The sequence below is a fragment of the Photobacterium phosphoreum genome (assembly GCF_002954725.1).
GTDB classification, from domain to species: domain Bacteria; phylum Pseudomonadota; class Gammaproteobacteria; order Enterobacterales; family Vibrionaceae; genus Photobacterium; species Photobacterium phosphoreum.
This window is the reverse complement of the sequence record NZ_MSCQ01000001.1, coordinates 529,826-530,644: the sequence shown is the minus strand read 5'-3', so window position 1 is coordinate 530,644 and position 819 is coordinate 529,826. Positions and strand designations below refer to the sequence as shown.

The following is an 819-nucleotide window of genomic DNA, read 5'->3' as shown; positions in this document are numbered from 1 at the left end:
ACGGTTAATTACACCATTAATCAATGACCAAAGTTGCTCACCTATCTAGAAGATGGCGATATAAGTATCGATAATAATGTCACTGAACGGGACATCCGCCCGTTTACAACGGGACGGAAAAACTGGATGTTCTCGCCGTCGGTCGAAGGCGCAACCGCGAGCGCTAATCTGTATAGTTTAGTGATGACGTGTCGTGCCAATAATATCAATCCGTATTACTACTTCGCGCACTTATTCAAAGTGCTACCAACCCGTACTCCACAAGATGAACTCACGGATCTTATGCCCTGGAACTTCCCAATCGATGAGGCCTAATAAGGCCTCACTGCTTAATTGCGCGCTTACATAATAATAAGTTCAGCTGTTGCGTTGAGATATGAATATGACCAGAAGCCGTTGGCTTTGTCCATTTAAAGCAACCTTTTTCTAAACGTCGATAATAAAGCCAAAATCCATTCGTATCCCAGAAGAGGATCTTGATTTTATCTTTGCCGCGATTACAAAATATGAACCATACACTGCTTAATGGATCCATTTCTAGTACATCAGCCACAATAAGCGAGAGACCATCAATCGATTTTCTCATGTCTGTAATACCAGAAACGAGATAAATAGCGCCTCTTGGGATCATTGTAGCGCCTTAAGCCATGTTTGAATCTGGATCAATGTCAGTGATGCAGGCAGTTCAGCTCGGATCCCATTAAGTAGATGAATAATCACGATCTCGCCGTTTAAAATCGATGACTCATTAATAATGACTTGATGGACAATTTGTTCATTATTAGTTTGTTCGATTTTCTTCATCCAATAGTGAAAATT

Annotated in this window: 1 protein-coding gene and 2 pseudogenes; 1 reads left to right on the top strand and 2 read right to left on the bottom strand. The window is 41.0% G+C overall.

Annotated elements, in window-relative coordinates; all coding sequences use genetic code 11:
• Positions 1-315 (top strand): annotated as a pseudogene (locus BTO21_RS02305) (IS66 family transposase); the annotation flags it as partial.
• Positions 316-322: 7 nt separating this feature from the next.
• Here BTO21_RS02305 and tnpB read toward each other — a convergent pair.
• Together tnpB and BTO21_RS20200 are read right to left on the bottom strand one after the other, a co-directional pair.
• Positions 323-631 (bottom strand): IS66 family insertion sequence element accessory protein TnpB, encoded by a 309-nt coding sequence (gene tnpB, locus BTO21_RS02300; protein WP_105026676.1) that lies wholly within the window; start codon positions 629-631, stop codon positions 323-325.
• Positions 628-819 (bottom strand): annotated as a pseudogene (locus tag BTO21_RS20200) (IS66 family insertion sequence element accessory protein TnpA); the annotation flags it as partial. The pseudogene BTO21_RS20200 and the gene tnpB, both read right to left, overlap by 4 nt.

Coding starts and splice junctions, on each gene's coding strand:
- tnpB (WP_105026676.1), bottom strand. CDS start 631: ATGATCCCAAGAGGCGCTATTTATCTCGTTTCTGGTATTACAGACATG.